Consider the following 24645-nt stretch of genomic DNA (forward strand, 5'->3'; position numbering starts at 1 on the left):
GTCGGTGGACGGTGCGTCAGTTGATGGTCGAGCGCCACAGCGCGATCACGAGCAGCGTCATGAACGCCGCGACGAGATCGTCGAACATGATGCCTAAGCCACCTTTCAGGTTGCGATCGAAATAGCGGATCGGCGGCGGCTTGACCATATCGAAGAAGCGGAAGACGAGGAACGCGCCCAGTTGTTCCAGGAAGGTCGCGGGCGCGACGAACAGCAGCACGAGCCAGATCGCGACGATCTCGTCCCAGACCGCCGGGCCCGGATCGGCGATGCCCATCCGCTTCGCGGTGAAGCCCGTCATCCAGATGCCGGCGACGAAGCCGACGACGATCAGCGCCCACCACTCGGGCACGGTCAGGTAGCGGTTCAGCGCGACGAACGACAGCCAGCCGAACAGCGTGCCGAAGGTGCCGGGCATGAACGGCGCGAGGCCGCTGCCGAAGCCGAGCGACACGATGTGCACCGGATGCGAGAACATGAAGCCGACGGTTGCGCGGCGGCGCGCGACGCGCTGCACGTCGGGGCCCGCCGGGTCGGGGCGGGCGGGCGCGGGCGGCGCGTCGGGGGCAGGGGACTGCGTCGGGTCAATGTGCATGAAAGTGGTCGAAGCCGTGCAACGAAAGGGACAGCGGCGCGCCTTGGGCGTCGCGCCAGGTGATGGCGGGCGCGTCGGCCGGCGCGGCCAGGCCGCTCATTGTACCGATCCGGGTGACCGCCACGCCCGCCTGCGCGCCGGCCGCCTCGATCGCGGCGCGCGCGGCGGGCGCGGCGGTGAAGCACAGCTCGTAGTCGTCGCCGCCCGCCAGCGTGCAGCGCTGTTGAATGCCGGCGGGCAGGGTCGCGAGCGCGGCCGAGCGCGGCACCGCGTCGATCGCGATGTCGGCGCGCAGGGTCGAGCGTTCGAGAATATGCAGCAGATCGCCTGCGAGGCCGTCGGAGATGTCGAGCGCCGCGTGCGCGACGCCCGCGAGCGCGAGGCCGAGCGCGATGCGCGGCTCCGGCCGCTCGAGCGCGCGCCGGAACGCGGCGGCTTCGGCCGCGCCCGCGGACCATTCGCCGCGCGCGACGCCGAGGCCCGCGCGCGCGTCGCCGAGCGTGCCCGACACCCACACGTCGTCGCCCGCGCGCGCGGCGTCGCGCCGCAGCGCCGCGTCGGGCGCGACGTCGCCGAACACGGTCACGCACAGGTTCAGCGGGCCGCTCGTGGTGTCGCCGCCGATCAGCTCGCAGTCGTAGCGGTCGGCCAGTTCGAACAGCCCGTCGGCGAACGCGGCGAGCCAGTCGGCGTCGGCGCGCGGCAGCGCGCAGGCGAGCGTGAACGCGCGCGGTTGCGCGCCCATCGCGGCGAGGTCCGACAGGTTCACCGCGAGCGTCTTGTGGCCGAGCGCGTGCGGATCGATGTCGGCGAAGAAGTGCCGGCCTGACACCAGCATGTCGGTCGAGATCGCCAGCAGGCGGCCGTCGCGCGGCGCGAGCAGCGCGCAGTCGTCGCCGATGCCGAGCGCGGCGCGCGCGCGCGGCCCGCGCGCCCGGCGCGCGAAGAAGCGGTCGATCAGGGAAAATTCGGAGAGCGGGGCGGCGGTCACGGCGGACGGATTCGCAAGCGTTGACGGGATGGACATTGTAAGGCTGTCCTACGGGTTTGCCCGGGGCGTTTCATGCGTTTTGGTCGCGGCAGTTGCACCCGAATCGACGGCTTTGTGCAAGGGATTGGCGCTACAATGTGCCGAACAGTTATTCTAATCCGGTCACACTGACTCATGCCCACGACGCCTTCCCAGAAAGTCGACCTGCGCGAAGCCGCACTCGATTACCACGAATTCCCCACCCCCGGCAAAATCGCGATTGCCCCGACCAAGCAGATGATCAACCAGCGTGATCTCGCGCTGGCGTATTCGCCGGGCGTCGCGTTCGCCTGCGAGGAGATCGTCGAGAATCCGCTGAACGCGGCGCGCTTCACCGCGCGCAGCAACCTGGTCGGGGTCGTCACGAACGGCACGGCGGTGCTCGGGCTCGGCAACATCGGGCCGCTCGCGTCGAAGCCGGTGATGGAAGGCAAGGCGGTGCTGTTCAAGAAGTTCGCGGGCATCGACGTGTTCGACATCGAGCTGAACGAATCCGACCCGCACAAGCTGGTCGACGTGATCGCCGCGCTCGAGCCGACCTTCGGCGGCATCAATCTCGAGGACATCAAGGCGCCGGACTGCTTCATCGTCGAGCGCGAATGCCGCAAGCGGATGAAGATCCCGGTGTTCCACGACGACCAGCACGGCACCGCGATCGTCGTGGCGGCGGCGGTCACCAACGGCCTGAAGGTGGTCGGCAAGGACATCAAGCACGTCAAGCTGGTCGCGTCGGGCGCGGGCGCCGCGGCGCTCGCGTGCCTCGACCTGCTGGTCGACCTCGGCCTGCCGATCGAGAACATCCTCGTCACCGACCTGGCCGGCGTGGTGTACAAGGGCCGCGCCGAGCTGATGGACCCGGACAAGGAACGCTTCGCGCGCGAGACCGATGCGCGCACGCTGGCCGAGGTGATGGTCGGCGCGGACATCTTCCTCGGGCTGTCGGCGGGCGGGGTGCTGAAGCCGGAGATGGTGAAGGGCATGGCCGAGCGCCCGCTGATCCTCGCGCTCGCGAATCCGACGCCGGAAATCCTGCCGGAGGCGGCGCTCGCGGTGCGGCCCGACGCGGTGCTCGCGACGGGCCGCACCGATTATCCGAACCAGGTCAACAACGTCCTGTGCTTCCCGTTCATCTTCCGCGGCGCGCTCGACGTCGGCGCGACGACGATCACGCGCGAGATGGAGATCGCCGCCGTCAACGCGATCGCCGAGCTCGCGGAGCAGGAGCAGAGCGACATCGTCGCGACCGCCTACGGGATCCAGGATCTGTCGTTCGGGCCGGCCTACCTGATTCCCAAGCCGTTCGATCCGCGCCTAATCGTCAAGATCGCGCCGGCCGTCGCGCAGGCCGCGATGGACGGCGGCGTCGCGACGCGGCCGATCGAGGACATGGACGCGTACAAGGTGCACCTGCAGCAGTTCGTGTACCACAGCGGCACCACCATGAAGCCGATCTTCCAGATCGCGCGCGGCGCGCCGGCCGAGAAGAAGCGCGTGGTGTTCGCCGAGGGCGAGGAGGAGCGCGTGCTGCGCGCGGTGCAGATCATCGTCGACGAGAACCTCGCGAAGCCGATCCTGATCGGCCGGCCGGCGGTGATCGAACACCGGATCCAGCGCTACGGCCTGCGCCTGACGCCGGGCGTCGATTTCACCGTGGTGAACACCGAGCACGACGAGCGCTACCGTGATTTCTGGCAGACGTACCACAAGATGATGGCGCGCAAGGGCATCAGCGAGCAGCTCGCACGCGTCGAGATGCGCCGCCGCACCACGCTGATCGCGTCGATGCTGGTCAAGAAGGGCGAGGCGGACGGGATGATCTGCGGCACGATCAGCACGACTCACCGTCACCTGCACTTCATCGACCAGGTGATCGGCAAGCGCGAAGGCTGCAGCGTGTTCGCGGCGATGAACGGCCTCGTGCTGCCCGGCCGCCAGATCTTCCTCGTCGACACCCATGTGAACGTCGATCCGACCCCGGAGCAACTGGCCGAGATCACGATCATGGCGGCGGAGGAAGTGCGCCGCTTCGGCATCGAGCCGAAGGTTGCGCTGCTGTCGCATTCGAATTTCGGCACGAGCAATGCGCCTTCGGCGCAGAAGATGCGCGATACGCTCGCGATCCTGCAGGAACGCGCGCCGCACCTGGGCGTCGACGGCGAGATGCACGGCGACGTCGCGCTCGACGCGGCGCTGCGCAAGGAAATCCTGCCGACCTCGACGCTCGAGGGCGAGGCGAACCTGCTGATCCTGCCGAACATCGATGCGGCGAACATTGCCTACAACCTGCTGAAGACGGCGGCCGGCAACAACATCGCGATCGGGCCGATCCTGCTCGGCGCGGCGCAGCCGGTGCATGTGCTGACCGAATCGGCGACGGTGCGGCGGATCGTCAACATGGCCGCGCTGCTCGTGGCCGACGTGAACGCGGTGCGCTGAGCGCCGGACAAAAAAAAGCGTGCCCGTGTGACGACGGGCACGCTGCCGGGCAAAGCGGGGGGGCCGCCGCCCGAATCGACTACACAATGTCTGGCCGCCCTCGGGCCGCGAGGAGTGACGGGGAGGCAGATACCCGTCATGACCAGCACTGCGGAAGCAATCTTATCCTCGTTGGGATAAAAATTACCCGAACGGGTGGTTTTTTGCGGCATTGTCTTAAGTTGTTTCCTTTCAATTCCCAAACGATCATTGATTCGAAAGGACAATAGCGCTACGCTTACGCCTTTCTTGGTCGTCAACCTCTTGATTTAACAGCGGGAACCCCGGTTCATGGCACGCAAGTGGCTCCGCAACGGCGCGCTCGCGTCCGTCTTCGCGATCGTCGCGATGGGTAACGTCGGCATCCCGACGGGCAGTCTGGTTTCCGCCGCCTATGCGCGGGAGTCCGTCTCGGCGAACGGGGCGGCAGGGCAGGTCGACACGGTCGGCACGGCCCGGTTGCCGCGCGAAGCCGTGGCGACGCTCGGCCTGATCGGTTCCGGCGGGCCCTATCCTTATCCGAAGGACGGTTCGGTGTTCGGCAACTACGAGCGTATTTTGCCGAAGATGAAGCGCGGCTATTATCACGAGTACACGGTGCCGACCCCGCGCGCGCGCAACCGCGGCGCCCGGCGCATCGTGTGCGGCGGGCCTCTGCGGCGGGTCGACACCTGTTATTACACCGACGACCACTACGCCAGTTTTAAACGTATTGTTGAATGACATCGGGATGAGCGGCATGAGCGACACCATCTACGCGCACGATACGTCGGCGGCGGATCTGTTCGCTGCCGGCGACGGCAACCTGTTTCAGCGCGTCATGCAGAAGCTGCATGCGGGCGCGCACGTCGGCAGTGCGCCGGCGGATGAAGCGAGCCCCGGGCTTTCAGCCAATGAGGAGCCTATGAGCCTTTTCAAGACCGTGCGACCGAACCTCGTGCAGTCGATCCGCGCGTTCCGCGTGCAGGATCTCGCTGACGAAGCGAATCAGCTCGGCCAGCATTTCCTGTATGCGTACTGCGGGAATGCGCAATCGAAGCAGGAAGTGCTGGAGACGATCGCGACCTCGTTCCTGTTTCCGAAGCATTTCGGCAAGAACTACGACGCGCTCTACGATTGCCTGACCGACCTCGTGCACAAGGCGGGCGCGCAGCCCGGCTTCGTGATCGTGCTCGAGGCGCTGCCGATCGCGCAGAAGTTCGACAAGGAAGGCCGCGAGACGCTGCTCGACGTGTTCCGCGAGGCCGCGGAATTCTGGGCCGAGCGCAAGGTCGCGTTCCGCGTGTTCTACTCGTTCGCGTAAGCGGGCGGGCGCCGCCGCGCCGCGCTCCTTCGAAGGCCCGCTTGTCCGCGGGCCTTTTCACATGCACATCGGGCCGCCGCCGGCGGCTACCAGCCGCCCCAGCGCGCGGCCAGCGCGGCCAGCATCGCGATGCCGGCCGTCTCGGTGCGCAGCACGCGCGCGCCGAGCAGCAGCGACGTAAAGCCGCAGCCGCGCGCGGCCTCCTCTTCGTCCGGCGACAGGCCGCCTTCCGGTCCGATCAGCAGCGTCACCTCGCCCGTCGGCGCACCGGCCGGCAATTGCGCGAAGCCGATGCTCGCGCGCGGCGACAGCATCAGCCGAAGTTCTCCGGGAGCGGGCTCGGCCGGCAGCTGCGCGAGCCAGGACGTGAGGTCGCGCACCGGCGCGACCTCGGGCAGGCGGTTGCGGCCGCACTGTTCGCAGGCGGCGCGCACGATGCCGCGCCAGTGCGCGACGCGCTTCTCGGCGCGCTCGCCCGACAGGCGCACGACGCCGCGCGCGGTCGACAGCGGCGCGACGCGCGCGACGCCCAGCTCCACGGCCTTCTCGATCAGCCAGTCCATCTTGTCGCCGCCCGCGATGCCTTGCGCGAGCATGATCCGGTAGGGCGCCTCGGCCTCGCGCGGCGAGAACGCGCCGATCCGCACGAGCGCGTCGCGCTTGCCGACTTCGATCAACTCGGCGTCGAACTGCCCGCCCGCGCCGTTGAACAGCGCAAGCCGTTCGCCCGGCGCGACGCGCAGGACCTGTACGTGGCGCGCGACGTCGGCGGGCAGCGCGAGCGTGGCGCCTTCCTGCAGCGCGAGATCGACGTGAAGGCGCGGCACCGACGCGGTGCTGGCGGCCGTCATGCGCGCAGATGGCGGGCGAGCGCCCACCGGTAGCCGTCGGGATCCTCGATCTGCGCGAAGCGATCGCCCCAGAACTGGTCCTGCGGCGCGCTCACGCCGGTCGCGCCCGCGTCGAGCGCGCGCTGATAGACCGCGTCGACGTCGTCGACATACAGATAGAACGACTGCGGCGCGGGGGCGCCGGCGGAGCGCGGCGAGCGGGCCGTGGTGCCGAACGCGCCTTCCGGCGCGAACATCAGCACCTGCTGGCCGCGATACGACATCTCCGCATGCATGATCGCGCCGTCCTCGTCGATCAGTTCGCGGGTGTCGAAGCCGAAGGCCGCGTGATAAAACGCGAGCGCGGCCTGCGCGCTGCGCACCGTCAGGTACGGGGTCAACCAGGGGACGCCGGCCGGACGTGGGTCGGTCATGGGTGTTTCTCCAATGGAGCGGCCGGGCCGCATCAAGATGGAACGCGGGTCAGCGCTGAATCCCGAGTGTATCGCGCAGCGGATGCGGCAGCGCGAACAGCGCCGGATGCAGGCGGGCGTCGTAGTAGCGCAGGCCGTCGATCTGCCGTTCGGCGAGCCGTTCCGCGACATCGTGCGCGAACAGCGCAGCCGCGTCGAGCGCGTCGCTCGCGATCGCCATCAGCCAGGGCGAGCCGTACAGCGGCACGCTCGCGCACAGCGGCGTCACCACCGCGAAGGCGGCGCGCAGGTCGGCGAGCAGCGCGCCGATGCGCGCCGCGTGGAACCAGGGCGAGCCGAGGTGGACCGACAGCGTGCCCTGCGGCGTCAGGATCCGCTTCAGGCGCGCGTAGAACGCCGGCGTGTACAAGCCCGCGGCCGGCGAATCGGGCGGCGTGAGATCGAACACGACGAGATCGAAATGTTCGCAGGCGGCGTCGACGTAGCGGGCGGCGTCGCCGATCACGAGTTCGACGCGCGGATCGTCGAGCGCGCCCTGGTGCACCGCGTCGAGGTAGCGCCGCGCCATCCGCACGACGTCCGGATCCAGTTCGGCGATCACGATCCGCTCGATGCCCGGATGCTTGAGCAACTGGCGGGCCGCGCCGCCGTCGCCGCCGCCCAGCACGAGCGCCTTGCGCGGCGCGGGGTGCGCGAGCGCGGCCGGATGCGTCATGCATTCGTGATAGATGAATTCGTCGCCGACCGAGGTCATCGGCCGGTCGTCGAGCGTCAGCAAGCGGCCGAGCTGCGGCGTGTCCCAGACCTCGATGCGCTGGAACGGCGAGACGACCCGCGCGAGCCGCCGCGCGTTCGGGAAGCCGTAGACGGTGTCGGGAGTCGGATGGAAAAGCAGCGTGGTGCGCACGAAAGGACGGGGGCGAGGCGGCGGACGGTTCCGATTCCTGAATTATAGAAGGCGACCCCGCGACCCGGAAAGCGGGTCGGATGCCCGCGCCGATCAAGGCGGCGCGCGGGGCATCTGATAAAATGCGTGGCTTTGCAGCCCTGTCCGTTTGCTCGTCCGCTTCGCGTCCCTCCGGCGCCGCACCGCGCGCCGGGACCGGCTGTCCAGCGAGCTTCCGGATGCCGCACCCCGTTTTTTCGACTCGTTCTCCGGACTCGACATGACGACCTCGTCTCCCGCCTCAACCTCCCTGATGGCCAACGCCATCCGCGCGCTCGCGATGGATGCCGTCCAGCAAGCCAACTCCGGTCACCCGGGCATGCCGATGGGCATGGCCGAAATCGGCGTCGCGCTGTGGTCGCGCCACCTCAAGCACAATCCGGCGAACCCGCACTGGGCCGACCGCGACCGCTTCGTGCTGTCGAACGGCCACGGCTCGATGCTGCTGTACGCGCTGCTGCACCTGACGGGCTACGACCTGCCGATCGAGGAGCTGAAGAACTTCCGCCAGCTGCACTCGAAGACCCCGGGCCACCCGGAATACGGCATCACGCCGGGCGTCGAGACGACCACCGGCCCGCTGGGCCAGGGCCTCGCCAACGCGGTCGGGATGGCGCTCGGCGAAGCGCTGATGGCCGCCGAGTTCAACCAGGCCGATGCGAAGATCGTCGACCACCACACCTATGTGTTCCTCGGCGACGGCTGCCTGATGGAAGGCATCTCGCACGAGGCCTGCTCGCTCGCGGGCACGCTGAAGCTCAACAAGCTGATCGCGCTGTACGACGACAACGGCATCTCGATCGACGGCGACGTCGTCAACTGGTTCCACGACGACACGCCCAAGCGCTTCGAGGCATACGGCTGGAACGTGATCCCGAACGTGAACGGTCATGACGTCGACGCGGTCGACGCGGCGATCGCCAAGGCGAAGCTGTCGGACAAGCCGACGATCATCTGCTGCAAGACGGTGATCGGCAAGGGCGCGGCGACCAAGGCGGGCGGCCACGACGTGCACGGCGCGGCGCTCGGCGCGGAAGAGATCGCGAAGACGCGCGAGGCGCTCGGCTGGAAGTGGGCGCCGTTCGTGATTCCGCAGGAAGTCTATGCGGCGTGGAACGCGAAGGAAGCGGGCGCGCGCACCGAGCACGACTGGGATGCGGCGTTCGCGCAGTACCGCGCGAAGTATCCGCAGCAGGCGGCCGAATTCGAGCGCCGCATGGCGAACCGGCTGCCGGCCGACTGGGCCGAGAAGGCGGCCGCGATCATCGCGGGCGCGAACGAGCGCGCCGAGACGGTCGCGACCCGCAAGGCGTCGCAGCAGGCGATCGAGGGTCTCGCGGCCGCGCTGCCCGAGCTGCTCGGCGGCTCGGCCGACCTGACGGGCTCGAACCTGACCAACTGGAAGGCGTCGAAGGCGGTCCGCGCGAACACGGAAGGCCCGGGCGTGCAGTACGGCAATCACATCAACTACGGCGTGCGCGAGTTCGGCATGAGCGCCGCGATCAACGGCCTCGCGCTGCACGGCGGCCACAAGCCGTTCGGCGGCACCTTCCTGACCTTCTCCGACTACAGCCGCAACGCGCTGCGCGTGGCCGCGCTGATGAAGGTGCCGTCGATCTTCGTGTTCACGCACGATTCGATCGGCCTCGGCGAGGACGGCCCGACGCACCAGTCGATCGAGCAGGTCTCGAGCCTGCGGCTGATCCCGAGCCACGACGTCTGGCGTCCGGCCGACACGGTCGAGACGGCGGTGGCGTGGACCCACGCGATTGCCGCGGATCGCCCGTCGAGCCTGATCTTCAGCCGCCAGAACCTGGCCTTCAATCCGCGCACCGACGCGCAGATAGCGAACATCGAGAAGGGCGGCTACGTGCTGCGCGACTGGGACGAGGAGATCGTCGCGCGCAAGATCATCCTGATCGCGACCGGCTCGGAAGTCGAGCTGGCGATGAAGGCGGTCGAGCCGCTCGCGCAGCAAGGGATCGCCGCGCGCGTCGTGTCGATGCCGGCCACCACGGTGTTCGATCGCCAGGACGCCGAGTACCGCGAGCGCGTGCTGCCGCACGGCGTGCGCCGCGTCGCGATCGAAGCGGGCGTGACGAGCTTCTGGCACAAGTACGTCGGCCTCGAAGGCGGCGTGGTCGGGATCGACACGTTCGGCGAATCGGCGCCGGCCGGCGTGCTGTTCAAGCATTTCGGCTTCACGGTCGAGCACGTCGTCGAGACGGCCAAGGCGACGCTCGCGTAAGCGGCCGCCCCGCCTCCACCCCATTGCGCGCGGCGGGCGGCCCCACGCCCGCCGCGCGACGTGAAGCTGCACGAAACGAATTTTTTCAGCCATCAGGAGATAGACATGACGATCCGCGTTGCAATCAACGGATACGGCCGCATCGGCCGCAACACGCTGCGCGCGTTCTATGAAAACGGCAAGAAGCACGATCTCGAGATCGTCGCGATCAACGACCTGGGCGATGCGAAGACCAACGCGCACCTGACCCAGTACGACACCGCGCACGGCAAGTTCCCGGGCGACGTGTCGGTCGACGGCGACTACCTGGTCGTCAACGGCGACAAGATCCGCGTGCTGGCGAACCGCAACCCGGCGGAACTGCCGTGGGGCGAGCTGGGCGTCGACGTCGTGCTCGAGTGCACGGGCTTCTTCACGACCAAGGAAAAGGCCGGCGCGCACCTGAAGGGCGGCGCGAAGAAGGTGATCATCTCGGCGCCGGGCGGCAAGGACGTCGACGCGACGATCGTCTACGGCGTGAACCACAACGTGCTGAAGGCCGAGCACACCGTGATCTCGAACGCATCGTGCACGACGAACTGCCTCGCGCCGCTCGTCAAGCCGCTGAACGACAAGATCGGCCTCGAAACGGGCCTGATGACGACGATCCACGCGTACACGAACGACCAGGTGCTGACGGACGTCTATCACGAAGACCTGCGCCGCGCGCGTTCGGCCACGCACAGCCAGATCCCGACTAAGACGGGCGCCGCCTCGGCGGTCGGCCTCGTGCTGCCGGAACTGAACGGCAAGCTCGACGGCTACGCGATCCGCGTCCCGACCATCAACGTGTCGATCGTCGACCTGTCGTTCATCGCGAAGCGCGACACGACGGTCGAGGAAGTCAACGCGATCATGAAGGAAGCATCGGAAGGCGCGCTGAAGGGCATCCTCGGCTACAACGACGCGCCGCTCGTGTCGATCGACTTCAACCACAACCCGGCGTCGTCGACCTTCGACGCGACGCTGACCAAGGTGTCGGGCCGTCTCGTGAAGGTGTCGAGCTGGTACGACAACGAGTGGGGTTTCTCGAACCGCATGCTGGACACCGCGATCGCGCTCGCGAACGCGAAGTAAGCCCGCCGCGCCGTCCGGCCGCCGCATGCGCGGCGCGCCGGCGCGCGGATCCGCCCGGCCCGGCTGCCCGCCGCGCCGGGCTTTTTTTCGTCCGCGCTAGGACGTCGCGCGGCGCGCGCCGAGGCGCTGCGATGCGCCCCACAGCGCGACGAGGCCGCCCGCGATGAGCGCGCCCGTGATGCATACGCCGCGCCAGCCGTCGGCGCCGAACGCGGCGCTCGCCGCGCCCGAGCCGAGCGCGCCGCCGATGAAATAGCTGGTCAGGTAGATCGTCGTCACGCGGCTGCGCGCGTCGCCGGCGATCGCGTAGATCACGCTCTGGTTCGAGATGTGCAGACCCTGCACGCCGACGTCGAGCAGCAGGATGCCGGCGATCAGCGCCGCGAGCGAATGCGCGCCGGCCGCGATCAGCGCGAACGAGGCGAGCACGGCGGCCGCGAACAGCCCGGTCGCCGCATTGCCGTGGCCGCGGTCGACGAGCCGTCCCGCCGAGGTCGCGGCGAGCGCGCCCACCGCGCCGACGATCCCGAACAGGCCGATGCGGCCTTCCGAATACCCATACGGCGGCTGGCTCAGCAGGAAGGTGAGCGCGGTCCACAACAGGCTGAAGCAGGCGAACACCAGCGCGCCGTAGGCGGCGCGCAGCGCGATCAGCGGCTGCGCGCGCACCAGCGCGACGAGCGAGCGCAACAGCGCCGGATAGTCGACGCGCGCGTCGCGGCGGTCCTGCGGCAGCCTGGCCGCGAGCACGCACGCGAGCGCGGCCACCAGCAGCGCGGCGACCACGTAGACCGCGCGCCAGCCGAAGCCGTCCGCGAGGGCGCCCGACACGACGCGCGCGAGCAGGATGCCGAGCAAGAGGCCGCTCATCACGGTACCGACCGCGCGGCCGCGCGAGCGCGCGTCGGCGAGCGAGGCCGCGAACGGCACCAGCAGCTGTGTCGAGCAGGTGACGAAGCCGAGCGCGACGTGCGCGCCGACGAACCACGCATAGCGGGTGCTGAACGCGACCGCGAGCAGTGCGATCACGTTGGCGGCGAGCAGCCGCACGATCAGGGTGTGCCGGTTGAGCACGTCGCCGAGCGGCACGACGAACAGCAGGCTGGCCGCGTAGCCGAGCTGGGTCAGCGTGACGAGGTAGCCGAGTTCGGCCGTCGTGCGGCCGAAGCTGTGCGCGATCGCGGCGAGCAGCGGCTGAGCGTAATAGAGATTGCCGATCACGATGCCGCACGCGCAGGCGAACAGCAGCGTCATGCCGCGGGTCAGCGGCGCGGGGGAGGGAGAGGACATGGACGCGTGGCGAATGAAGAGACGGGGCGGCCGCCCGGCCATGCGGACCGGGCGGGACGAGGTTCGACGGCGCGGGGCGGGCGGCGCGCCCGCCGCGTTCAGAACGGCCGGGTCGGCAGGTACTTGCCGTCGAGCGTGATGACCGCGCGCGAGCCGCCTTCGGGGTCGTCGACCTTCTTGATGTCGAGCTTGAAGTTGATCGCGCTGATGATGCCGTCGCCGAACTGCTCGTGCACGAGCGCCTTCAGCGTCGTGCCGTAGACCTGCAGGATCTCGTAGAAGCGGTAGATGGTCGGATCGGTCGGCACGCCGTCCGGGATGCTGCCGCGCAGCGGGATCGTCTGCAGCAGGCGGACGTCGTCGTCGTTCAGGCCGAGCCGCTGCGCGACGCGTTGCGCGGCCTCGGCGGGCAGGGCGTGCTGGCCGAGCAGCGCGGCGGTGACGAACGCGATGCTCAGCCCCGTGCCTTCGTTGATCTGCTCGAAGCTCAGGTTCAGGCGTGTCTTCGCGTCGATGATGCGCTCGGTCAGGGCGGCGCGGGCGGTCTGGCTGTGCTGGGATTGCATCGTGGCTCCTCGTGGGTGAGTGAAGGGTGAACGGTGAAACGTGAAACGCGAGGCTCAGGCCGCGGCGTGGAGCGGCGGCGGCGTGGCGTGAACCCGGGGATGCTCGGCGAGCGCGACGAAGCGTCGCGTCGCGCCGTCGAGCGCCTGGATCGCACCGGTTTCGATGTCGTAGATCCAGCCGTGCAGCATGACGCGCTCCTGTTCGAGCGCGAGCCGGACCGCGGGGTGGGTCGCGAGGTTCGCGAGCTGGGCGACCACGTTGTCGCGCACCATCGCGTCGACCCGCGTGCGCTCGTCCGGATAATCGCGCGCGCCGTGCACGGCCTTCGCGGCGTCCGCGTGGCGCAGCCAGCCGCGCACCGCGGGCAGGTGGTCGAGGCAGCGGCAGGTGGCGAGCGCCGTCATCGCGCCGCAGTCGGAGTGGCCGCAGACCACGATGTCCGCGACGCCGAGCACCGCGACCGCATATTCGACCGAGGCCGACACACCGCCCGGCTCGGGGCCGTAGGACGGCACGATGTTGCCGGCGTTGCGGATCACGAACAGGTCGCCGGGCTCGCGCTGCGTGACCAGCTCGGGCACGAGCCGGCTGTCCGAGCACGAGATGAACAGCGCGCGCGGCTGCTGGCTGGCCGCGAGGCGGCGGAACAACGCGGAGCGCGCGGGAAACGCGTCGCGCTGGAACTTCAGGAAACCCTCGATGATGTCTTGCACGCTGACCTCCAGGACGGGAATCGGTAACGGGTGGACAGAGCATGCGGGAATCCAGTCATAGCGTCCAAGACCGGTTTATTATTGTTTGTATAGGCAGAACCAATACCTCTAGCCCGGACGCGCCATGCTGCTCAGACACATCCGCTATTTCCTCGCGGTCGCGGAACACGGCAATTTCACGCGCGCGGCCGACGCGCTGCACGTCTCGCAACCCACGCTGTCGCAACAGATCCGCCAGCTCGAGGACGCCCTCGGCGTGCCGCTGTTCGACCGTTCGGGGCGCGGCGTGCGTCTCACGGAATTCGGCGAGGTGTACCTGCGGCACGCGCGTGCGGCGTTGCGCCAGCTCGATGCGGGGCGGCGCGCGCTGCACGATGTGGAGGACCTGCAAAGCGGCTCGCTGCGGCTCGCGATGACGCCGACCTTCACCGCCTATCTGGTCGGGCCGCTCGTCGAGCGCTTCCACGCGCGCTATCCGAAGCTCACGCTGTCGATCCGCGAGATGCCGCAGGAGCAGATCGAGGCGCTGCTGCTCGAGGACGAACTCGATCTCGGCTTCGCGTTCGAGCCGGTCCAACTCGCCGACATCGACGCCCAGCCGTTGTGGGAGGAGGCGCTCGCGCTGGTGGTCGGCCCGGGCCATCACCAGGCGCGCCGGCAGCGGCCGCTCGCGCCGGCGGATCTGGCCGACGAGCCGCTGATCCTGCTGAGCCGCGCCTTCGCGACCCGCGTGAACATCGACCAGTATTTCGCCGCGCACGGGGTCGCGCCGCGCGTGGCGATCGAGGTCGAATCCTTGAATGCGCTGCTCGAGATCGTCGGCGGCGACCGGCTCGCGACCGTGCTGCCCGCCGCGGTCGCCGCGCGCCACGCGGGGCTCAGCGTGGTCGAGCTGACGCCGTCGCTGCCGCGCCGTACCGCGGCGCTGCTGACGCGGCGCGGCGCGTACCGCAGCGCGGCCGCGCGCGCGCTGGTCGCATGCCTGGAGGCGCTGGCGCTCTAGCGCGCCGCCGCTTCAGCGGTCCGGGGTCGGGAAGTGCACGCCGGCGCGCTGCGCGGCGTTCGTGATGTGCGCCTCGATCGCGCGCCCGGCGGCGGCGGGTTCGCGCGCGAGCAGCGCGTCGAGGATCGCGCGATGCTCGTGATAGGTCGACTGCATCAGCTCGCGCCGGTAGAACGGCATGCGCTGGCTTTCCTTCATGATGTCGGCGCTGCCGCGCAGGATCGACTCGATCGCCGCGTTGCCGGCCAGGCTCACGATCCGCATGTGGAACTCGAAGTCGAGCTGCGACGCCTCGTCGAGCGCCTGGTTCGCGAGCGCGATCTGCAGCGCGGCGAGATTGTCCTCGAACCAGGCGAGGTCGTGGTCGCTGACCGCGAGCGCCGCCATCCGCGCGGCGAAGCCTTCGAGCGCGTAGCGCATCTGGTAGGTGTCGGGCGGCGACGACTGCTCGGCGAAGCGCCACGCGTGGGCGACGCCCGCCTGCGCGCTCTCGACATAGACGCCCTTGCCGGGCCGGATCGTCAGCATGCCGAGCGCTTCGAGCGTGGTCAGCGCCTCGCGCAGCGAGGCGCGGCTGATCGCCAGCTCCTCGGACAGCTGGCGCTGCGCGGGCAGCAGGCAGCCGACGGGGTAGACGCCGGTCTCGATCCGGTCGCGGATCGTGGCGATGGCGGCGTCGGTCACGGTGTGCGGAACGTTCTTCATGAAGGCAGGGAGTCGGCGGTCTGACCGGCATTGTAATCCGGTCGCCGCCAAGCGCCGCCAGGGTTCGGGAAAGCGATGATTCAACAGGCTTTTTTCGGACGAATATTGCTTGGCGGCACGCGGGTAATCCCTGAATTTTGCTGGCTTGACGCGACTATATCGGCTTCCTACTATCGTCCATAACATCACTGGTCCGACCAGTATGAACAGACGATTCCGCAACCGCTGGAATGGGAGAACGCCGTGTCGAAGTTTCTCAATTCGCTGTTTGGCCGGGTGGTCATCGCCCTGGTGATCGGGGTGGCGCTCGGTGCGTTCTTCCCGCATTTCGCGCAGTCGCTGCGGCCGCTCGGCGACGGTTTCCTGAAGCTGATCAAGATGGTGATCGGGCCGATCGTGTTCTGCGTGGTGGTCGGCGGGATGGCGAACGCGGGCGACCTGAAGAAGGTCGGTCGGGTCGGGCTGAAGGCCGTGATCTATTTCGAGGCGATGACCACCATCGCGCTCGGGATCGGCATCCTGCTCGCGTGGCTCACGCGGCCCGGCGCGGGCATGAACGTCGATCTCCATTCGCTCGACCCGGCCTCGCTCGCCGACTACGCGCGCAACGCGCAGAGCCTGAAGGACACGGCCGGCTACCTGCTCAAGATCATCCCGGACACCGCGTTCGACGCGTTCGCGCGCGGCGACATCCTGCAGATCCTCGTGTTCGCGGTGCTGTTCGGCTCGGCGCTGTCGCTGCTCGGCGAGCGCGCGCAGCGCGTCAACGCGCTGATCGAGGAGTTGTCGGGCGTGTTCTTCCGCGTGATGGGCTTCATCATCAAGCTCGCGCCGCTCGGCGTGCTCGGCGCGATCGCGTTCACGACCGGCAAGTACGGCGTCGCGTCGCTGAAGCAGCTCGGGATGCTGGTCGTGGTGTTCTACGCGAGCTGCGCGATCTTCGTCGCGGTGGTGCTCGGCCTCGTGATGCGGCTCGCGGGCTTCAGCGTGTTCAAGCTGATCCGCTATCTGCGCGAGGAGCTGTCGATCGTGCTCGGCACCGCCTCGTCGGACGCGGTGCTGCCGCAGGTGATGCGCAAGCTCGAATGGATGGGCATCAAGGATTCCACGGTCGGCCTCGTGATCCCGACCGGCTACTCGTTCAATCTCGACGGCTTCTCGATCTACCTGACGCTCGCGGTGCTGTTCATCGCCCAGGCCACCAACACGCCGCTGTCGATGCACGACCTGCTGGTGGTGCTGCTGGTGTCGCTCGTGACCTCGAAGGGCGCGCACGGGATCCCGGGCTCGGCGATCGTGATCCTGGCCGCGACGCTGTCCGCGATTCCGGCGATCCCGGTGCTCGGCCTCGTGCTGATCCTGCCGGTCGACTGGTTCGTCGGGATCGCCCGCGCGCTGACCAACCTGCTCGGCAACTGCGTCGCGACGGTGGTGGTCGCGGTCTGGGAGCGCGATATCGACCGCGCCCGTGCGCACCGCGTGCTGAACCAGGAGCTGCGCTATGTGCCGTCGGGTGACGAAGCCGCGCCGGCGGGCGCGCTCGCGGGCGGCGACCACGCGCCCGCGCATTGAACGCCCCCCAACCATTCCTTCCTCAGAACGATTCAGGAGACGCCATGGCTGCCCCGATGCTGGACCCGAACGCGCCCGCGTTCACGCGCCGCTACATGAACCTCGCCGATCCGCGCCTGGGCGCGCAGGCGCTGTTCGCGAGCGACGAGTTCTTCGCGCCGAAGGAGCGGATGCTCAACCCGGAGCCGGCGGTGTTCATCCCCGGCAAGTACGACGATCACGGCAAGTGGATGGACGGCTGGGAGACGCGCCGCAAGCGCACGACCGGCCACGATTTCTGCGTGCTCAGGCTGGCCCGGCCGGGCGTCGTGCACGGGGTCGATCTCGACACCAGCCACTTCACCGGCAATTTCCCGCCGGCCGCGTCGATCGACGCGTGCGTGTCGGATGCCGAGACGCCGCCGGACGACGCCGACTGGCAGGTGCTGGTGCCCGCGACCACGCTGCAGGGCAACAGTCACCACTATGTCGAGGTCGACGACGCGCGGCCGTACACGCACCTGCGCGTGAACCTGTACCCGGACGGCGGGCTCGCGCGGCTGCGCGTGTACGGCCAGCCGCAGCGCGACTGGAGCCGGGCGGCGCGCGGCGAGGCGGTCGATCTCGCGGCGATCGAGAACGGCGCCTACCTGGTCGCCGCGAACAACCAGCATTTCGGGCCCGCCTCGCAGATGCTGATGCCGGGGCGCGGCGCGAACATGGGCGACGGCTGGGAAACCCGCCGCCGCCGCGAGCCGGGCAACGACTGGGCGATCATCGCGCTCGCGCGGCCGGGCGTGATCCGTCGGGTCGAGGTGGATACCGCGCACTTCAAGGGAAATTTCCCCGACCGCTGCTCGCTGCAGGCGGCGCGCGTCGCGGGCGGCACCGACGATTCGCTCGTCACCCAGGCGATGTTCTGGCCGGTGCTGCTGGGCGAGCAGCCGCTCCAGATGGACCATGTGCACGTGTTCGACAGCCTGCTCGCGGCGCTCGGCCCCGTGACCCACGTGCGCTTGAACATCTACCCGGACGGCGGCGTGTCGCGGCTGCGTCTGTGGGGCGATCCGGCTTGACGGCGGCGGCGATGGACACGCGGCGCATCCTGCGCATCGAGCCGCTGACGCGGGCGGCGTTCGCGCCGTTCGGCGACGTCATCGAACTGGAGGGCGCGCGCCGCTTTCCGATCAATGGCGGCACGACCGAGCGCTTCCACGATCTCGCGTCGATCGACGTGGCCGACGCAGGCGGACGGCCGCTCGTGAGCCTGTTCCGCGCGCAGCCGCGCGCGGAACCGATCGAGATCGCGATGATGGAGCGCCATCCGCTCGGCAGCCAGGCGTTCATTCCGCTCGCGGCGGTCGCGCGCTATGCGATCGTCGTCGCGCCGGCGGGCGGATTCGAGCCGGCGCGCCTGCGCGCCTTCATGGCCGAGGGCTGGCAGGGGGTGAATTACGCGAAGGGCGTCTGGCACCATCCGCTCCTCGCGCTCGACCGGGTCAGCGATTTTCTGGTCGTCGACCGCGGCGGCGGCCAGCCGAACTGCGACGAAATCGCGCTCGACGGGCCGTGGCGGCTCGTCGGCGGCGCGGCGCCCGCCTGAGCGGGGCGGGGGCAGGAACGTCACGAAAAGAAAAAAACCCGGTCGGCACGAGCCTGACCGGGTTTTTTTCGGCAGCGCGCAGGCGCGGCTTTCTGTAAGCTTCAGTGCTTGCGATGCGGGCAGTTTTCCGTCGTGCAGGTGCCGTACATCGCGAGCGAATGTTCCTGCAGCTTGAAGCCGCGCTCCTTCGCGATCGACTGCTGGCGACTTTCGATCTCCGCGTCGAAGAATTCCTCGACCCGGCCGCAATCGAGGCAGACCAGGTGGTCGTGGTGCGAGCCTTCGTTCAGCTCGAACACGGCCTTGCCGGATTCGAAGTTGCTGCGCGACAGCAGGCCCGCCTGCTCGAACTGCGTGAGTACGCGGTAGACCGTGGCGAGGCCGATGTCCAGCTCTTCGTGCAGCAGATTGCGATAGACGTCTTCTGCGGTCAGGTGGCGTACCGGGCTCTGCTGGAAAATTTCGAGAATTTTGAGGCGCGGTAGGGTGGCCTTCAGCCCGATATTTTTGAGATCGGTCGGATTGGTCATGGCTAGGCATCCCTAGAGTACAATGCAGGGCTCTAATAGTACCGGCTTTTAGCCGTTTCAGTCATCAGTGACAAAACTCGCGCGGCCTGCGCAACGGGCCAGCACGGTGAGGGACATGATTCCAACATCTCTTTTGCATTTTCAGCGGAACCGCATGCGGAGTGCCATCCTCGCCGCCGCCGCAGTTGCCGCGCTGGCCGGTTGCTCGTCGTACGACAGCGTCACGCAGCGCATCGCGCAAAGCATCACGCCGTATCGCATCACGGTTGTGCAGGGTAATTTCGTGTCGCAGGAAAAGGCCGCGCAGCTGCAGGCCGGCATGACGCGGGATCAGGTGCGCGCCTTGCTCGGTACGCCGCTCCTGGCCGACATGTTCCATGCGGACCGCTGGGATTACATCTTCTATTTCAAGCGCGGCTCGACGTCCGTCGTGCAGCAGCGCGATCTCGTGCTGACCTTCGGCGGCGACCGCCTCGCCAGCTGGACGGGCGGCGACAACCTGCCGTCCGAGCTCGAGCTGCTCGCCGACATCGACGGCGACAAGCGCGGCAAGAAGGCCAAGGCGGCCGCGCTGGCCGCGGCGAGCGGCGCGCAGGCGACGGCGGCCCAGCCGGCCGCCGCGCCGCAGCCGCAGGATCTCTCGAACGACGCGAACGAGCAGGCGGCCCGCGCGGCGAACCGCGCGACCAGCCAGGTCTCGGGCCAGGGCTCGGTGGGCGGCGGCCGCTTCGCGCCGTCCACGCAGACGGCGCCGAACGCGCCGACCCCGGGCGGGATGCCGCCCGGCGCGAGCCCGGCGATCCAGCCGCAATTCCAGTTCCATCGCCCCGCCCAGCCGGTGCCGAGCGACGCGGGGCAGCCGGTCGGCCCGCGCAGCACCGATACGCTGCCGAACCAGCCGCTCACCACGCCTGCCTCGGGCGCGGCGGGCACGGGCGGCTGAGCCGGCGTTCCATGATTGTCGGGCGGCGCGGCCGCCCGTCTTTTTTGCAGCAGGTAGCGCATGTCGTCGTACAACATTGCCATTGCAGGAGCGTCGGGCCGCATGGGCCGGATGCTGATCGAAGCGGTCCTGAACGATCCCGACGCACGGCTCGTCGGCGCGCTCGACCGTACGGGTTCGCCGCAGCTCGGCCAGGACGCGGGCGCGTTCCTCGGCAAGGACACCGGTATCGTGCTGACCGACGATCTCGAGCGCGTCAGCGCGGAGGCCGACTACCTGATCGATTTCACCCGTCCGGAAGGCACGCTCGTGCATCTCGAGGCCGCGCTGCGCCACGGCGTGAAGCTCGTGATCGGCACGACCGGCTTCACCGACGCGCAGAAGGCCACGCTCAAGGCCGCGGCCGAGCGGATCGGCATCGTGTTCTCGGCCAACATGAGCGTTGGCGTGAACGTCACGCTGAAGCTGCTCGAAATGGCCGCGCGGCAGTTCGCGCAGGGCTATGACATCGAGATCATCGAGGCGCACCACCGCCACAAGGTCGACGCGCCGTCCGGCACCGCGCTGATGATGGGCGAGGCGGTCGCAGGCGCGCTCGGGCGCTCGCTCGACGCCTGCGCGGTGTACGACCGTCACGGCGTGACGGGCGAGCGCGATCCGTCGACGATCGGCTTCTCGGCGATCCGCGGCGGCGACATCGTCGGCGATCACACGGTGCTGTTCGCCGGCACCGGCGAGCGCATCGAGATCACCCACAAGTCGTCGAGCCGGGTGTCGTACGCGCAGGGTTCGCTGCGCGCGGTGCGCTTCCTCGCGGACCGGCCGACCGGCCTGTTCGACATGCAGGACGTGCTCGGCCTGCGCTGATCCATCCACCGATGGCGACCCCGACCGGCATTCTCCATTACCTCGACAGCGGCGACGCGGTCACGCACGCGGTCGCCTACCTGCTGCTCGCGATGTCGGTCGCGAGCTGGTGCTTCCTGCTCGTGAAGGCCTGGGTGCTGGTGCGCGCGAAGCGCCAGGGCCCGGCCGCGCTCGCCGCGTTCTGGCACGCGTCCACGCTCGACGACGGGATCGCCGCGCTGCGCGCGGCGGATCGCGAGCGGGTGTTCGCGCCGCTCGCCGAGGCCGCGCGCGACGCGGCGGCGGCCCGCGACGCCGAGCCGCAGGCGCTCGCGGCGCGCGTCGAGCGCGGCGAACGCGTGCTGCGCGCGCTGCGTCACGCGCTGCGCCGCTCGCAGCGCCGGCTCGAATTCGGCCAGGTGCTGCTCGCGTCGATCGGCAGCACGGCGCCGTTCGTCGGGCTGCTCGGCACCGTCTGGGGCATCTACCACGCGCTCGGCAGCATCGCGGCGAGCGGCCAGGCGCAGATCGAGAACGTCGCGGGGCCGGTCGGCGAGGCGCTGATCATGACCGCGTTCGGGCTCGTCGTCGCGATTCCTGCCGTGCTGGCCTACAACATCCTCGGCCGGCTCGTGCGCCAGCTCGTCGAGGATCTCGACGGCTTCGCGCGCGACCTGCACGTATTCGTCTGCGGCGAGGCCTGAGCGGCCCGCGCGCACGGAGATTGCCATGGCATTCGGCGGCCTCGACCACCAGGACACGGCGGCGCCGATCGCGGACATCAACATGACGCCGCTGATCGACGTGATGCTCGTGCTGCTCGTGATCTTCATCCTGACCGCGCCGCTCCTGACCCACGCGATCCGGCTCGATTTGCCGAAGGTCGCGGCCGCGCCGTCGCGCGACACGCCCGAGGTGATCACGCTGTCGATCGACGGCGCGGGGCGGTTGTTCTGGAACGACGAACCCATCGCGTCCGACGCGCTCGCCGCGCGCTTCCGCGCGGCGGCGGCGGGCGCCGCCGCGCCCGAGCTGCGCCTGCGCGCCGAGCGCTCGACCCGCTACGAGACGATCGCGCAGGTGATGGGCGCCGCGCAGCAGGCGGGCCTTTCACGCATCGGCTTCGTGACCGAGCCGCCGGCCGCGCCGGCTCCGGCGTCGCGCTGAGCGCGGATTCGCCGCACGGGCGGCCGTGCCGGCCGGCGCGGACGGTATAATCGACGTTTTCCCCGCCCGCCGGGGATGCGCGACTTTCGATCCACTCCGCCGCGTGCGCCAGGCGCGCGCCGCTCCAAGCCTAGTCCGACCACACCATGCACGAAAGATACGTACCCGCCGACGTTGAAGCCGCCGCCCAGAGCGACTGGCGCGCAGTCGATGCCTACAAGACGACGGAAGACTCGCAGAAGCCGAAGTTCTACTGCGTGTCGATGCTGCCGTACCCGTCAGGCAAGCTGCACATGGGGCACGTGCGTAACTACACGATCAACGACGTGATGTACCGCTACCTGCGCATGAACGGCTACAACACGCTGATGCCGATGGGCTGGGACGCGTTCGGGATGCCGGCGGAGAACGCGGCGATGGCGAACGGCGTGCCGCCCGCGCAGTGGACCTACGACAACATCGCGTACATGAAGAAGCAGATGCAGTCGATGGGCCTCGCGGTCGACTGGTCGCGCGAGGTCACGACCTGCAAGCCGGATTACTACCGCTGGAACCAGTGGCTGTTCCTCAAGATGCTCGAGAAGGGCATCGCGTACAAGAAGACCGGCACCGTCAACTGGGATCCGGTCGACCAGACCGTGCTCGCGAACGAGCAGGTGATCGACGGGCGCGGCTGGCGCTCGGGCGCGCTGATCGAGAAGCGCGAGATCCCGATGTACTACATGCGCATCACGCAGTACGCGGACGAGCTGCTGAACGACCTCGACGGCCTCGGCTGGCCCGAGCGCGTGAAGCTGATGCAGCAGAACTGGATCGGCAAGAGCTTCGGCGTGAACTTCGGCTTCCCGTACGAGCTGGACGGCGAGCGCAAGTTGTTGCGCGTGTTCACGACCCGCGCGGACACGATCATGGGCGTGACCTTCTGCGCGATCGCGGCCGAGCACCCGCTCGCGACCCGGCTCGCGCAGGATCGCCCCGAGCTGCTCGCGTTCATCGACGAATGCAAGCGCGGCGGTGTCGCGGAAGCCGACATGGCGACGATGGAGAAGAAGGGCGTCGCGACGGGCTTCGAGGTCAGCCACCCGCTGACGGGCGAGCCGGTCGAGGTGTGGATCGGCAACTACGTGCTGATGAGCTACGGCGAGGGCGCCGTGATGGGCGTGCCCGCGCACGACGAGCGCGATTTCGCGTTCGCGCGCAAGTACGGCCTGCCGATCAAGCAGGTGATCGCGGTCGAGGGCGAGACCTATTCGACCGAGGCCTGGCAGGAGTGGTACGGCGACAAGGACGCCGCCGCGTGCGTGAACAGCGGCAAGTACGACGGCCTCGGCTATGCGGCGGCCGTCGACGCGGTCGCGGCCGACCTGAAGGCGGGCGGCTTCGGCGACAAGCAGGTGACCTGGCGCCTGCGCGACTGGGGCATCTCGCGCCAGCGCTACTGGGGCACGCCGATCCCGATCATCCACTGCCCGTCGTGCGGCGACGTGCCGGTGCCCGAGGCGGACCTGCCCGTCGTGCTGCCCGAGGATCTCGTGCCGGACGGCTCGGGCAATCCGCTCGCGAAGTCGGAGGCGTTCGTCAACTGCGCGTGCCCGAAGTGCGGCGCGGCGGCGAAGCGCGAGACCGACACGATGGACACCTTCGTCGATTCGTCGTGGTATTTCTCGCGCTACGCGGCGCCGGATGCGACGAGCATGGTCGACGCCCGCACCGACTACTGGATGCCGATGGACCAGTACATCGGCGGCATCGAGCACGCGATCCTGCATCTGTTGTATTCGCGCTTCTGGACCAAGGTGATGCGCGACCTCGGCCTCGTCAAGTTCGGCGAGCCGGCGAAGAACCTGCTCACGCAGGGCATGGTGCTGAACGAAACCTTCTACCGCGAAGACGCGGCCGGCAAGAAGACCTGGTACAACCCGGACGACGTCACGGTGTCGCATGACGACAAGGGCCGGCCCGTCGGCGCGGTGCTCAATGCCGACGGCCAGCCGGTCGTGCTGGGCGGCATCGAGAAGATGTCGAAGTCGAAGAACAACGGCGTCGATCCGCAGGTGCTGATCGACCAGTACGGCGCCGACACCGCGCGCCTGTTCACGATGTTCGCGGCGCCGCCCGAGCAGCAGCTCGAGTGGTCGGGCGCGGGCGTCGAGGGCGCGAGCCGCTTCCTGCGCCGGGTGTGGAGCTTCGGCATCGCGAACGAGGCGGCGCTGCGCGCGCGCGGGTCGTTCGACGCCGCGCAGCTCGGCGACGCCGACAAGGCGCTGCGCCGCGAGATCCACAGCGTGCTGAAGCAGGCGGATTTCGACTACCAGCGCCTGCAGTACAACACGGTCGTGTCGGCCGCGATGAAGATGCTGAACGCGCTCGACGGCGCCAAGGGCGCGACGCCCGCGGTGCTGCGCGAGACCTACAGCGTGCTGCTGCGCGTGCTGTACCCGGTGGTGCCCCACGTCACGTACCAGCTGTGGCGCGAGCTGGGCTATGCGGACGAATCGGGCGCGCTGCTCGACGCGGCCTGGCCGAAGGTCGACGAAGCGGCGCTCGAGCAGGCCGAGATCGAACTCGTGCTGCAGGTGAACGGCAAGGTGCGCGGCGCGCTGACGGTCGCGAAGGACGCGAGCCGCGAAGCGATCGAGGCGGCCGCGCTGGCCGACGAGAGCGTCGTGAAGTTCGGTGAAGGCAAACCGGCGAAGAAGATCATCGTCGTGCCGGGCCGGCTTGTGAACGTCGTCGTCTGACAACGAACC

Annotated in this window: 24 protein-coding genes; 14 read left to right on the forward strand and 10 right to left on the reverse strand. The window is 69.0% G+C overall.

Annotated features, from left to right (window positions below; all coding sequences use genetic code 11):
- Positions 1-16: 16 nt before the first annotated feature.
- Entirely contained in the window at positions 17-595 is a 579-nt protein-coding gene (locus AC1RQF_RS12595; RefSeq protein ID WP_274001104.1) for a phosphatidylglycerophosphatase A family protein, read from the reverse strand.
- Complete coding sequence (thiL, locus tag AC1RQF_RS12600) at positions 585-1622, reverse strand: thiamine-phosphate kinase (protein WP_274001105.1); 1038 nt, start codon at positions 1620-1622, stop codon at positions 585-587. The genes AC1RQF_RS12595 and thiL overlap by 11 nt, the downstream gene beginning before the upstream one ends.
- Before the next feature lie 138 nt (positions 1623-1760).
- On the opposite strand from thiL, the gene AC1RQF_RS12605 reads away from it, so the two are divergent.
- From AC1RQF_RS12605 to AC1RQF_RS12615, 3 genes are all read left to right on the forward strand, one after another.
- Positions 1761-4061 carry an NADP-dependent malic enzyme gene (locus AC1RQF_RS12605; protein ID WP_274001106.1) on the forward strand — a complete coding sequence of 767 codons (2301 nt, stop codon included), beginning with the start codon at positions 1761-1763 and terminating at the stop codon, positions 4059-4061.
- Positions 4062-4391: 330 nt separating this feature from the next.
- Entirely contained in the window at positions 4392-4823 is a 432-nt protein-coding gene (locus AC1RQF_RS12610; protein WP_274001108.1) for a ribonuclease, read from the forward strand.
- A 16-nt stretch (positions 4824-4839) separates the two neighbouring features.
- Positions 4840-5403: a barstar family protein gene (locus tag AC1RQF_RS12615; protein ID WP_252982145.1), complete on the forward strand. Its 564-nt coding sequence runs from the start codon at positions 4840-4842 to the stop codon at positions 5401-5403.
- Positions 5404-5489: 86 nt separating this feature from the next.
- Here AC1RQF_RS12615 and AC1RQF_RS12620 read toward each other — a convergent pair whose 3' ends face one another.
- From AC1RQF_RS12620 to speE, 3 genes are read right to left on the reverse strand one after another with little or no spacing between them, the layout of a single operon-like run.
- Positions 5490-6254: a 16S rRNA (uracil(1498)-N(3))-methyltransferase gene (locus AC1RQF_RS12620; RefSeq protein WP_492872165.1), complete on the reverse strand. Its 765-nt coding sequence runs from the start codon at positions 6252-6254 to the stop codon at positions 5490-5492.
- Entirely contained in the window at positions 6251-6667 is a 417-nt protein-coding gene (locus AC1RQF_RS12625; protein ID WP_274001111.1) for a VOC family protein, read from the reverse strand. The genes AC1RQF_RS12620 and AC1RQF_RS12625 overlap by 4 nt, the downstream gene beginning before the upstream one ends.
- Positions 6668-6716: 49 nt before the next feature.
- Positions 6717-7574, reverse strand: coding sequence for a polyamine aminopropyltransferase (speE, locus tag AC1RQF_RS12630; protein WP_274001112.1), 858 nt, complete (start codon positions 7572-7574; stop codon positions 6717-6719).
- A gap of 259 nt (positions 7575-7833) precedes the next feature.
- Here speE and tkt point away from each other — a divergent pair, with 259 nt between their 5' ends.
- Both tkt and gap read left to right on the forward strand, forming a co-directional pair.
- Positions 7834-9861, forward strand: a complete 2028-nt coding sequence (tkt, locus tag AC1RQF_RS12635; protein WP_274001113.1) for a transketolase — start codon at positions 7834-7836, stop codon at positions 9859-9861.
- 105 nt (positions 9862-9966) lie between these two features.
- On the forward strand, positions 9967-10977 hold the full coding sequence (gene gap / locus AC1RQF_RS12640; RefSeq protein ID WP_274001115.1) for a type I glyceraldehyde-3-phosphate dehydrogenase: 1011 nt from the start codon (positions 9967-9969) through the stop codon (positions 10975-10977).
- A 96-nt stretch (positions 10978-11073) separates the two neighbouring features.
- On the opposite strand, the gene AC1RQF_RS12645 is transcribed toward gap, so the two are convergent.
- From AC1RQF_RS12645 to AC1RQF_RS12655, 3 genes are all read right to left on the reverse strand, one after another.
- Positions 11074-12267, reverse strand: a complete 1194-nt coding sequence (locus AC1RQF_RS12645) for an MFS transporter (protein WP_274001117.1) — start codon at positions 12265-12267, stop codon at positions 11074-11076.
- A gap of 98 nt (positions 12268-12365) precedes the next feature.
- Positions 12366-12833 carry a cyanase gene (gene cynS, locus AC1RQF_RS12650; protein ID WP_274001119.1) on the reverse strand — a complete coding sequence of 156 codons (468 nt, stop codon included), beginning with the start codon at positions 12831-12833 and terminating at the stop codon, positions 12366-12368.
- Between the two features lie 54 nt (positions 12834-12887).
- Complete coding sequence (locus AC1RQF_RS12655; RefSeq protein ID WP_492872166.1) at positions 12888-13547, reverse strand: carbonic anhydrase; 660 nt, start codon at positions 13545-13547, stop codon at positions 12888-12890.
- Positions 13548-13671: 124 nt separating this feature from the next.
- On the opposite strand from AC1RQF_RS12655, the gene cynR reads away from it, so the two are divergent.
- The gene (gene cynR / locus AC1RQF_RS12660; protein ID WP_492872167.1) at positions 13672-14550 is read left to right on the forward strand and encodes a transcriptional regulator CynR; all 879 of its coding nucleotides are present in this window, start codon (positions 13672-13674) and stop codon (positions 14548-14550) included.
- A 12-nt stretch (positions 14551-14562) separates the two neighbouring features.
- Here cynR and AC1RQF_RS12665 read toward each other — a convergent pair whose 3' ends face one another.
- Positions 14563-15255 (reverse strand): FadR/GntR family transcriptional regulator, encoded by a 693-nt coding sequence (locus AC1RQF_RS12665; protein ID WP_274001122.1) that lies wholly within the window; start codon positions 15253-15255, stop codon positions 14563-14565.
- A 243-nt stretch (positions 15256-15498) separates the two neighbouring features.
- On the opposite strand from AC1RQF_RS12665, the gene AC1RQF_RS12670 reads away from it, so the two are divergent.
- The 3 genes from AC1RQF_RS12670 to AC1RQF_RS12680 are packed head-to-tail and all read left to right on the forward strand — an operon-like array spanning position 15499 to position 18409.
- On the forward strand, positions 15499-16827 hold the full coding sequence (locus tag AC1RQF_RS12670; protein WP_274001123.1) for a C4-dicarboxylate transporter DctA: 1329 nt from the start codon (positions 15499-15501) through the stop codon (positions 16825-16827).
- A gap of 44 nt (positions 16828-16871) precedes the next feature.
- Positions 16872-17882 (forward strand): allantoicase, encoded by a 1011-nt coding sequence (gene alc / locus AC1RQF_RS12675; RefSeq protein WP_274001124.1) that lies wholly within the window; start codon positions 16872-16874, stop codon positions 17880-17882.
- Positions 17883-17893: 11 nt separating this feature from the next.
- Positions 17894-18409, forward strand: a complete 516-nt coding sequence (locus AC1RQF_RS12680) for an ureidoglycolate lyase (protein ID WP_492872168.1) — start codon at positions 17894-17896, stop codon at positions 18407-18409.
- Between the two features lie 101 nt (positions 18410-18510).
- Here the strand turns inward: AC1RQF_RS12680 and fur are convergent, their stop codons facing one another.
- A complete protein-coding gene (gene fur / locus AC1RQF_RS12685) occupies positions 18511-18939 on the reverse strand; it encodes a ferric iron uptake transcriptional regulator (RefSeq protein WP_274001128.1) in 429 nt (142 codons plus the stop codon).
- 154 nt (positions 18940-19093) lie between these two features.
- Here fur and AC1RQF_RS12690 point away from each other — a divergent pair, with 154 nt between their 5' ends.
- The 5 genes from AC1RQF_RS12690 to leuS all read left to right on the forward strand — a co-directional run bounded on the left by AC1RQF_RS12690 (position 19094) and on the right by leuS (position 24636).
- Positions 19094-19882, forward strand: a complete 789-nt coding sequence (locus AC1RQF_RS12690; RefSeq protein WP_274001129.1) for an outer membrane protein assembly factor BamE — start codon at positions 19094-19096, stop codon at positions 19880-19882.
- Positions 19883-19942: 60 nt separating this feature from the next.
- Positions 19943-20749, forward strand: a complete 807-nt coding sequence (dapB, locus tag AC1RQF_RS12695) for a 4-hydroxy-tetrahydrodipicolinate reductase (RefSeq protein WP_274001131.1) — start codon at positions 19943-19945, stop codon at positions 20747-20749.
- An 11-nt stretch (positions 20750-20760) separates the two neighbouring features.
- The gene (locus AC1RQF_RS12700; RefSeq protein WP_274001133.1) at positions 20761-21432 is read left to right on the forward strand and encodes a MotA/TolQ/ExbB proton channel family protein; all 672 of its coding nucleotides are present in this window, start codon (positions 20761-20763) and stop codon (positions 21430-21432) included.
- A gap of 25 nt (positions 21433-21457) precedes the next feature.
- Positions 21458-21895, forward strand: coding sequence for an ExbD/TolR family protein (locus tag AC1RQF_RS12705; RefSeq protein WP_274001135.1), 438 nt, complete (start codon positions 21458-21460; stop codon positions 21893-21895).
- A gap of 146 nt (positions 21896-22041) precedes the next feature.
- Positions 22042-24636 carry a leucine--tRNA ligase gene (gene leuS, locus AC1RQF_RS12710; RefSeq protein WP_274001137.1) on the forward strand — a complete coding sequence of 865 codons (2595 nt, stop codon included), beginning with the start codon at positions 22042-22044 and terminating at the stop codon, positions 24634-24636.
- The last annotated feature ends 9 nt before the right edge of the window (positions 24637-24645 follow it).

It is taken from the genome of Burkholderia sp. GW821-FHT14F03 (assembly GCF_058803765.1).

Bases quoted from the DNA above. Each gene is read 5' to 3' on its own strand.
- AC1RQF_RS12680 (WP_492872168.1), top strand. From the start codon at position 17,894: ATGGACACGCGGCGCATCCTGCGCATCGAGCCGCTGACGCGGGCGGCG.
- alc (WP_274001124.1), top strand. From the start codon at position 16,872: ATGGCTGCCCCGATGCTGGACCCGAACGCGCCCGCGTTCACGCGCCGC.
- AC1RQF_RS12700 (WP_274001133.1), top strand. From the start codon at position 20,761: ATGGCGACCCCGACCGGCATTCTCCATTACCTCGACAGCGGCGACGCG.
- AC1RQF_RS12615 (WP_252982145.1), top strand. From the start codon at position 4,840: ATGAGCGACACCATCTACGCGCACGATACGTCGGCGGCGGATCTGTTC.
- cynS (WP_274001119.1), bottom strand. From the start codon at position 12,833: ATGCAATCCCAGCACAGCCAGACCGCCCGCGCCGCCCTGACCGAGCGC.
- AC1RQF_RS12690 (WP_274001129.1), top strand. From the start codon at position 19,094: ATGCGGAGTGCCATCCTCGCCGCCGCCGCAGTTGCCGCGCTGGCCGGT.
- AC1RQF_RS12595 (WP_274001104.1), bottom strand. From the start codon at position 595: ATGCACATTGACCCGACGCAGTCCCCTGCCCCCGACGCGCCGCCCGCG.
- cynR (WP_492872167.1), top strand. From the start codon at position 13,672: ATGCTGCTCAGACACATCCGCTATTTCCTCGCGGTCGCGGAACACGGC.
- AC1RQF_RS12645 (WP_274001117.1), bottom strand. From the start codon at position 12,267: ATGTCCTCTCCCTCCCCCGCGCCGCTGACCCGCGGCATGACGCTGCTG.
- AC1RQF_RS12665 (WP_274001122.1), bottom strand. From the start codon at position 15,255: ATGAAGAACGTTCCGCACACCGTGACCGACGCCGCCATCGCCACGATC.
- dapB (WP_274001131.1), top strand. From the start codon at position 19,943: ATGTCGTCGTACAACATTGCCATTGCAGGAGCGTCGGGCCGCATGGGC.
- leuS (WP_274001137.1), top strand. From the start codon at position 22,042: ATGCACGAAAGATACGTACCCGCCGACGTTGAAGCCGCCGCCCAGAGC.
- AC1RQF_RS12620 (WP_492872165.1), bottom strand. From the start codon at position 6,254: ATGACGGCCGCCAGCACCGCGTCGGTGCCGCGCCTTCACGTCGATCTC.
- AC1RQF_RS12610 (WP_274001108.1), top strand. From the start codon at position 4,392: ATGGCACGCAAGTGGCTCCGCAACGGCGCGCTCGCGTCCGTCTTCGCG.
- tkt (WP_274001113.1), top strand. From the start codon at position 7,834: ATGACGACCTCGTCTCCCGCCTCAACCTCCCTGATGGCCAACGCCATC.
- thiL (WP_274001105.1), bottom strand. From the start codon at position 1,622: ATGTCCATCCCGTCAACGCTTGCGAATCCGTCCGCCGTGACCGCCGCC.
- AC1RQF_RS12605 (WP_274001106.1), top strand. From the start codon at position 1,761: ATGCCCACGACGCCTTCCCAGAAAGTCGACCTGCGCGAAGCCGCACTC.
- gap (WP_274001115.1), top strand. From the start codon at position 9,967: ATGACGATCCGCGTTGCAATCAACGGATACGGCCGCATCGGCCGCAAC.
- fur (WP_274001128.1), bottom strand. From the start codon at position 18,939: ATGACCAATCCGACCGATCTCAAAAATATCGGGCTGAAGGCCACCCTA.
- AC1RQF_RS12625 (WP_274001111.1), bottom strand. From the start codon at position 6,667: ATGACCGACCCACGTCCGGCCGGCGTCCCCTGGTTGACCCCGTACCTG.
- AC1RQF_RS12705 (WP_274001135.1), top strand. From the start codon at position 21,458: ATGGCATTCGGCGGCCTCGACCACCAGGACACGGCGGCGCCGATCGCG.